The organism is Bacteroides sp. AM41-16, assembly GCF_003603495.1.
GTDB lineage: Bacteria > Bacteroidota > Bacteroidia > Bacteroidales > Bacteroidaceae > Bacteroides > Bacteroides uniformis.
The window spans coordinates 1-1,483 of the sequence record NZ_QTNE01000050.1 but is presented as its reverse complement, the minus strand read 5'-3'; the positions used below and the strand labels follow the sequence as shown (position 1 = coordinate 1,483).

The window sequence follows — 1,483 nt, the reverse complement described above, 5'->3', positions numbered from 1 at the left end:
TTTAGACGCAAGAAGGACGCTGAAGAGCTTAGTTGCGGATTTGAGGTATTATAAGAATGGGGGTGATAACGTGAAAGCGGGGAAGGCATTGTTTTATTATGGCAAAGTGATGGATTTGCAGGGGAATGATACGCTGGCTATGCAAGCCTATTTGAATGCTTTGGCTAAATTGGAGAAAACGGAAGAGTATAAGCTACAAGGCTTGGCATATGAGTATATCGGTATTTTGAATGCAGATAGAAAGCTACACAAAGATGCTCTTGATAATTATCAAAGTTCGGTATATTGTTTTCAAAAGGCAGCCGATACTTTAGGGGTTATATATGCTTATCGGGATATTGCTCGTATTTATTATGTAGAACAACAATATGACAGTGTTTATAACTACATCAATAGGGCTTTGTCCTTGTGTGAAGAAAAGAAAGGATGTATCGATTTTGAACGAGTAACTCCTTCTTTGTTACAAGTAAAAGGAATTGCAAAAAGAAATGAGGGAGATTTGGAAAATGCAATAATCTTGTTGAAAACTGCGGTAGAGACTGAACAAGATAGGCATTCTATGCATCACTGTTCAATGTCATTGGGGAACATTTATTTAAATCAAAATAAGTTGGATGAGGCAAAAAGATATTTTACTTTAGCTTTGAAATCAGAAAGGCCTCGTACTCTGGCAGGGGCATACCACTATTTGTATCTGTTGGAAAAGAGGCAGAAAAAGTATGCAATGGCTCTCTATTTCAAAGAGAAGTCTGATTCGTTGTTGTCCGTTGACCTGGATGCTAAACAAGCATCTCAAATTTTGACTTTGCAACGTAAATATGAAAAAGGAAAGCTTCTTTTAGAAAAGCAACAAGTTGAACACGAAAAGAAAATACAGTTTTATTTTGGGATGGTAATCGTTTTATTTATTATCCTATTATGTCTTGTTTTGTATTTTCTTTTAAGAAAAAGATACAAAGAGATGTTCCGGAAAAATATGCAAGTAATAAAGGAGAATGAGTGCATGATTAAACGATATGTTTATGAACTTGATGTGTTGAAACAAAAAGCAGGTGAAACAGCGGAAACAAATAGAGAGAAGGTTGGTAAATTGAATCAAAAGATTTTGCTGTTGGAGAGTGAGAATAAAAAAATACGTGAAAATGTATGTGTAAATGGTGTTTATCTCTTGGATCAATTGAAGAAGGAAAAGCTGATTGTGAAGAATATGACCAAACAAGAGAAAGAACAGCTCCTTGAATACATGGATTTGATATATGGTAATTTGATTTCTCGGTTAAAGAAAGATTTTAAATTAACGAGTGGTAACCTGATATTGATAGCTTTGCTTAAAGTTGGTTTCACTACCACTGAGTTGATGTTTACTTTTGACTGCGAGATGAATTCTATTTTTACGAAAAAACGGAGATTGAGGGAGAGCTTAAATTTGGATACTACGAGGATGTAAATTAAACTGTGTCAGCAAGGAATAAAGTATTAACTT

The 1,483-nt window shown here is 34.6% G+C and carries 1 protein-coding gene; it reads left to right on the top strand.

Annotated elements, in window-relative coordinates; genetic code table 11:
- Window positions 1-70 precede the first annotated feature (70 nt).
- Window positions 71-1,447, top strand: coding sequence for a tetratricopeptide repeat protein (locus DW896_RS21305; RefSeq protein ID WP_243634835.1), 1,377 nt, complete (start codon window positions 71-73; stop codon window positions 1,445-1,447).
- Window positions 1,448-1,483: the final 36 nt, after the last annotated feature.